This window comes from Paenibacillus sp. DMB5 (assembly GCF_001517085.1).
Taxonomy (GTDB): domain Bacteria; phylum Bacillota; class Bacilli; order Paenibacillales; family Paenibacillaceae; genus Paenibacillus_AQ.
In genome coordinates this window covers 80,390-86,810 of the sequence record NZ_LRAC01000133.1, presented here as the reverse complement: position 1 = coordinate 86,810, position 6,421 = coordinate 80,390, and the positions used below count along the sequence as shown (strand labels likewise).

Genomic DNA, 6,421 nt, shown 5'->3' with positions numbered 1-6,421 from the left:
GCAGTAATGGTAGCGCCGAGCACGCTGGTGATCGTACCATTAAGCAGGTTCGTTACTGTACCGGCGGAAGATAATGTACCTGCGGTAATCGTAGCGCCAAGCACGCTGGTAATGGTCCCGTTCAGGATGTTGGTTACTGTACCTGCTGAGGATAATGTACCGGCAGTAATGGTAGCGCCGAGGATGCTGGAGATCGTGCCGTTCAGAATGACGGTGGTCAGGTTTCCGCTGGGGTCTGTAGTCAGCGGCAGATCATTTAAAGTGGACGGGTCCCGGCCAAAAATCAGCGTACGCAGATTATCCGGGTTGGATTGAAAGGAACTGTAATTCGGCACAGTGGATCACCCCTTTTTCATAGAATAGAATGTGCAGGGCATGCTCGGGCAAAAGACCCAAACCGTCGTCTGGGTCTCAGTCGGGATAAGCTCTGCGCAGGCAAGCCAGAAAGCCTGTACGGATGTAAAATAAGCCATTCGAATGGTGTGATAATAATATATGGGGAAGACAAGAGGATGCTTGGGCCATACGGGGAAAAATACGCTGATTTTTAGACAACCAGTAGCTGCCGGCGGCATAAAATAAAAGTATTCTCGTAAGAGGGAGGGCAGAAGAATGCCGAATGATGCTGTTTTTAACCAGAGCGGCCAGCCGTTATATACCGAGCAGGTCAATACCTATATTGCTCCGGCAATTGATTCCTTTCCGGAAGCTGATGCGGCAATGTCCGGGCTGCTGTTTGCCATTCCTTTTGCCTCTACAGTTACTACGGCGGCTCCGCTGGTAATCCAGCTGTTCAACCCGGCGGGCAGCGGACGCACCGCGTACGTCTCAAGGGTAACGGCAAGCTCGGCCACGGCGGCTGTGACGTTGACCCTGCTACGGAATGCGACGGTTACCGGTTCTACAGGAACACCGGTCAATTTTAACTTCGGAAGCAGCGTGACCAGCGTTATGACAGCCCGCACGGCCACAGCAGCGCCTACCGGCTCACCGGGTACTCTGGCTTCACTGCTGCTGGCTGCAGGCCCGCTTATTGTCGATTATAACGGGCGGATCATTGTGCCTCCCGGAAGCTCCCTGACGGTTTCCATAACGATAGCCTCTGGAAGCTCAGCCGCAACCGGCTCGATTAACTGGTGGGAATATTGAAGCGGGAAAGGAGGAGTACCAGTGCCTAATCATAATGTGTTCAATGACAATGAGCAGCCGCTGTTTGTGGAGATGACCAACACGTTCCGGTCTCCGGATATTACAGCTCCGCCGGAGCTGGATGCTTCAGAAAGCGCAGTCCTGTATTCAGCCAACGCCTCCGCCAGTGCTACGGTTGTTCTAAGCCTGATTTCGGCAATCATCTCTGTCCGTATCAATAACCCGGCCGGCAGCGGCCGGACGGTCTATATTTCCCGGATTACCGGCAGCATCGGAGGTTCTTCCCTGCTGTCCGCCATGTCAGGTGCCTTTACGATAGTCAGAGGGGGAACGTTGACTTCGCCCGCAGCCCTTCCCCCGGTAAACAATAATCTGGCCAGCGCAGCAGCGAGCAGTATGACGGTTCAGTCCTCGACGGCGGCAATCAGCGGGGGGACAGTCTTGAACAGCTACCAGATGGCGCCTGGCAGCTTTTCACAGGCGTTTACAGGCAGCATTATTGTGCCTCCCGGAAGCTCGCTGAGTGCGAGTGTAACCTCGTCCAGCTCAGCGGTGGGGCTCGTCATCACTTCAGCCCTTAGCCTGACATGGTGGGAGAGCTGACCTGGCTCAGTCCGCAGGTCTCCATCGTTCCTGCACGGCTTAAGCCTTGACGATTGAATCGTTAAGGCTTATTTTGCATTTATTGGATACAATGAAAACATAAGTGCAGCTTCGCTGTATATTCCCATAAGAAAAGAGGCCTGTTATGGACAGCTGCTTATTCATTCACGGCTTTACCGGCGGAGAATATGAGATTTCCCCGTTGTCACAGTATATGGAGCAGCATGATTACCGTTCCCGGACCTTTACGCTCAAGGGCCATGGCGGCGGCAGACGGGAGCTCAGGCAGTCCGACAGATTCGGCTGGCTCAGAAGCGCCGAGGATGAATTGAACAAGCTGCTGGAGGAGCAGGAGTCCGTGCATTTGATCGGATTTTCCACCGGTGCGCTGATTGCTTCCCATTTGTCTGTGCAGTACCGTACGGGCGTCAAGTCACTTACCCTGCTGTCGGCACCCGTGTTCCCGCTTAATCCGCTGGAGATTGTGAGAACACTGGGCAAGCCGGCTATGCTCAAAAATTATATCAGCAAGTTCGGCTCCACACCGCCCAAAGCCACCTGGGAGTTTCAGCGTCTGGTCCGTGAAAGCTTTGATATTTATCCGCAGATAACAGCTCCCACCCTGATTGTGCAGGGGACAAGGGATCATCTTGTAAAAACCAAAAGCGCCGGGTTTCTGGAGCAGACGATTCCGTCCGGACAGAAGCAGGTGCTGATGGTTGAACAAAGCGGCCATATGGTCTGCCATTGTGACAAGCAGGATCGGGTAATGCAGGAGGTTCTGCATTTCATCAGACAAGCTGGCGCTTCATGAGCCTGCGGCTGAAGGGAATTGACAACGTATACAGCAGATGGTAATTTCAATTTAGAGAAACCGGTTTCCCTAGTGAAAATAAGGCTTATAATCAGCCGTAACCGGTTCATGGTTACATTCACTCAGGAATCCGGGACGATTTTACCTAAATAAGGAGACTGTATAATATGCCGACATGCTGGTTTTTCCACCATACTGCTGATGATCCGTTTGCTTTCCCGGACGGAAAAGGGGCGCTGAAGCTCCGCTTGTTTGTGCCCGCCGGCCTGCAGCTGTGCTGCACCGTCATTCATTCGGACCGCTATGATTCACCCGGGAGTGAGCAGCCGCTTCTGATGGAGCGGATAGGTTCAGCCGGAGCTTATGAGCTTCATGAGGCAGTCATTCAGACCGCAACCGGCAGATGCCGTTATGTGTTCCACGCCTCTGATCCGGCGGGTAATTATGCGTGGTATGGGGAGAGAGGGGTGGCCGGAAACCGCGAACATGCCGGAGCTTTCCAGTATGCCTACATGCACCGGCCCGAAGCGCTGGCAGTGCCGTCATGGACCATCGGGACGATTGTATACCAGATTTATCCCAGCAGCTATAATCAGGGAACCCTGCAGGGCATTACGGATAAAATCCCGTATCTCCAGGAGCTTGGCATAACAGCCGTCTACATGACTCCGATTTTTGAATCCCCATCCGAGCATAAATACAATACTTCCGATTATTACAGGATTGACCCCGCCTTCGGAACCGCAGAGGACCTGAAAAAACTGGTGGAGGAAGCTCATAGACATGGTATCCGGGTACTGCTGGATGCGGTGTTCAATCATGCCGGCGATACTTTTTTTGCATTTAGGGATGTGCTGGAAAAGGGGGAGCAGTCCCGTTATAAAGACTGGTTCTTTATCCGTTCCTATCCGGTCAGCCAGCTGCCAGCTCCAACCTATGAAACCTTTGCCAAAGCCGAAGCGCATATGCCCAAGCTGAACATGGATAATCCCGAAACCGCTGATTATATGCTTGCCGTGGCGAAGCACTGGGTTCGTGAGGCGGGGATTGACGGCTGGCGGCTTGATGTGGCCAATGAGGTGAATCCGCAGTTCTGGACACGGCTGCGACGCGAGCTCAAGGCGGAATTTCCCGACCTGCTGCTGATCGGCGAGATCATGCATGCCTCCGGGTCCTGGCTAAGGGGGGACCAGTTCGACGGCGGGATGAATTATGTGCTGCGGGAGGCGGTGCTGGAGTTTTTTGCGCTGCAGTCAGCCGGACCGGTACGCTTCATGGAGCAGCTGCTGCACATTGAAGCGCTGTATAATGACCAGGCTAATTCAGCCATGTTCCAATTGCTGGGCAGCCATGATACCGAACGTTTTCTGACCGCCTGCAAGGAGAACGGGCGCGGCTGGGACAGGCAGGGAACAGCGTTTGCCCGGATGAGGCTGGCTGTCTTTTTTCAGATGACCTATATCGGTATTCCAATGATATACTACGGGGATGAAGTCGGCATGGAGGGGGCGACCGACCCGCATTGCCGCAAGCCGATGCTGTGGCAGGAACAGGAGCAGAACAGGGAGCTGTATGATTGGTACAAGACGCTGATTGCCCTGAGAAAACAGCATGTACTTCTGCAAAAAGGCGCATTCCGCCCTTGGTTCACCGATGAGGTACGCGGTGTCCTGGGTTTCGTGCGCCGATGGGAACAGGATAAGATCGCTGTTCTGATTAATAATTCTCCTAATGCCTACCAGCTTGAGCTGAACAGTATCCGGACTGATAAAAAGGTGCTGACCGAGCTGCTCAGCGGACTGACCATCCGCAATACCGGGAAAATGCTTGTTGAACTTGAACCGTTCGGCTGTATGCTGCTATACTAGGCCCTTATTTATTTTTCTTGTTTTTCCGGGCCCGGTACTCCTGATTCTCCCACTGCTTCAGTAGCGGATACGGGTCAAAAGCCCATTCTGTAATGCCGCGGTCACGATAGATGCCGTAGTGCAGATGCGGAGGGAATTTGCCCTGAGTTCCCGGGCTGCCATAGCCGGAGCTGCCGACCCAACCGACCGTCTGGCCGGGCGTCACAATATCCCCGCGTCCTATGGATTTATCATAACCGGATAGATGGGCGTAGTAATGGTACCGGTTTTCAATATCCCGGATACCGATCCGCCAGCCCCCGTAACGGTTCCAACCTTTGGTCTCGACAATGCCGAAGCAGGTGCTGCGTACAGGCATCCCGTGCGGGGCGAACAGATCTGTCCCTTCATGAATGCGTGCTCCGCCCCAGCTTCTGCCTGTTCCCCAGGTGCTGCGGTAAGAATAGGAATTGCCGATCGGCAGCGGAAAGGCGCTGCCAGCCAGATCAAGCCTTCCAAAATGCTCGTACAGCTTGGCGAACTGTCCAACCCGCTGGGCAGCGCGGCCGTTATGATAATACTCCCAGATGCCGATGCTGAAATCACTAGCAGAGTTACCGTATTTCAGTAAATGTCTGGCCATGCTGTAGAGCAGGTCGGCGTCATTGTCAGGGTCGGCCAGGCCGTCTCCGGAACCGTCATGGCCCATCCCGCCAAAAAAGCGGATGGAATCGGGAGACATATCCGCCTGATCCGGATTGAGCGGTCCGGCCCACACCGGGGCAGGAATCTGGATGCCGGTAAGACGGGATTTGACCGGAGCTTCGGTGCTGGACTTCTTTTTGGCAATGGTCCGCTCGTACTGATCAATGGCAGCGAACCGGAACCACGGTATCCCCGTCGCTGCACTCATCTGCTCATACAGTTCCATCCGCGCAGCTGCTACATCTGCTTTGCCGGCTGAGGAACTTCCGGACTGTGCTGCCGGGGCAAAGGCGGCAGCAGCAGCTTGCTGGACCGGACTGCATAACATAACAGCTGCGCTTAGGCATAAAAGGGCTCTCCATTTTGCTTTTCTTTTGCACAGGACCAGCATGATAACTACCTCCTACATAAAATGAAGCCTTGACCGGAATGGTCCGCTGCCGGATGCTTTTGTTATAGATTGAGACAAATGGCTGCATTTTATCCGCATCTGTCTAGAAGTACCAGCTTGCCGGGAAATTTCCGTCAGACAAATTTCACAAAAACAGGCAAATGCACAGTCCGCATGCTATAATATGAGGCAACGGCTATACACATTGAAACTTTTACAGTTGAAAGGCAGGCGACACACGCTTGATCGTTATAGGTGGAAAAGGCTACGAGCTGATGCTCGATCATAAAGACGGCTGGAACCCGGAGGCATTCCGCGGGCGATACAGCGAGGTGCTGGACCGTTATGATTATATTATTGGTGACTGGGGCTACAGCCAGCTTCGGCTGAAGGGCTTTTTCCGGGACAACCACCCTAAGGTGAACCGGGATACAGCCATTTCCGGCATGGTGGATTACATCAACGAATATTGCAACTTCGGATGCGCTTATTTTGTGCTGCATAAATTAAAGGAAATGCCCAAAGAAGGGGATTTCAAGGATATTCTGATCAAAGAAGCTCCTGAGCCGGCATCGGCGGATTCCCAGGCGGAGCAGACGGAGCAGGCCGAACCCGCGCCTCAAGTTAGAGTGCACCGGGAAGGTCCCAAAAAAGACCGTAACAAGGACGGCGGCCCGTCCAAGGAGCATGGCAAGGAACGGCCTGTACGCGAGCATCAGAGCCGGAATCACCGGAATAAAGATGCGCAGGGCAAGAAGCATCACAAGGATTCGCAGAGCAGACAGCACAACCAGAGTCAGCAGCATAACCAGAGTCAGCCGCAGAATAAGAATCAATCCAATCCTCCTGCCAATTAACCGGTGCTTGCCGGAATAATTGAAGGACATGAACAAAGAGCATCCCGGCAACCAT

6 protein-coding genes and 1 pseudogene are annotated in these 6,421 nt (G+C 53.6%); 5 read left to right on the top strand and 2 right to left on the bottom strand.

The genetic code is table 11. From position 1 onward, the window contains the following. Window positions 1–335 (bottom strand): annotated as a pseudogene (locus AWJ19_RS20475) (hypothetical protein); the annotation flags it as partial. Window positions 336–612: 277 nt separating this feature from the next. Here AWJ19_RS20475 and AWJ19_RS20470 point away from each other — a divergent pair. The 4 genes from AWJ19_RS20470 to AWJ19_RS20455 all read left to right on the top strand — a co-directional run bounded on the left by AWJ19_RS20470 (window position 613) and on the right by AWJ19_RS20455 (window position 4,434). Further along, on the top strand, window positions 613–1,149 hold the full coding sequence (locus AWJ19_RS20470) for a hypothetical protein (RefSeq protein ID WP_068726574.1): 537 nt from the start codon (window positions 613–615) through the stop codon (window positions 1,147–1,149). A 21-nt stretch (window positions 1,150–1,170) separates the two neighbouring features. Next, complete coding sequence (locus AWJ19_RS20465; protein ID WP_068726572.1) at window positions 1,171–1,752, top strand: hypothetical protein; 582 nt, start codon at window positions 1,171–1,173, stop codon at window positions 1,750–1,752. Between the two features lie 145 nt (window positions 1,753–1,897). Continuing rightward, window positions 1,898–2,566 carry an alpha/beta fold hydrolase gene (locus AWJ19_RS20460; RefSeq protein ID WP_068726570.1) on the top strand — a complete coding sequence of 223 codons (669 nt, stop codon included), beginning with the start codon at window positions 1,898–1,900 and terminating at the stop codon, window positions 2,564–2,566. A 167-nt stretch (window positions 2,567–2,733) separates the two neighbouring features. Continuing rightward, window positions 2,734–4,434: a glycoside hydrolase family 13 protein gene (locus AWJ19_RS20455; protein WP_068726569.1), complete on the top strand. Its 1,701-nt coding sequence runs from the start codon at window positions 2,734–2,736 to the stop codon at window positions 4,432–4,434. 4 nt (window positions 4,435–4,438) lie between these two features. Here AWJ19_RS20455 and AWJ19_RS20450 read toward each other — a convergent pair whose 3' ends face one another. Continuing rightward, entirely contained in the window at window positions 4,439–5,509 is a 1,071-nt protein-coding gene (locus tag AWJ19_RS20450; protein ID WP_068726567.1) for a M23 family metallopeptidase, read from the bottom strand. A gap of 242 nt (window positions 5,510–5,751) precedes the next feature. Here AWJ19_RS20450 and AWJ19_RS20445 point away from each other — a divergent pair, with 242 nt between their 5' ends. Continuing rightward, window positions 5,752–6,366, top strand: a complete 615-nt coding sequence (locus tag AWJ19_RS20445) for a YutD family protein (protein WP_082708016.1) — start codon at window positions 5,752–5,754, stop codon at window positions 6,364–6,366. The last annotated feature ends 55 nt before the right edge of the window (window positions 6,367–6,421 follow it).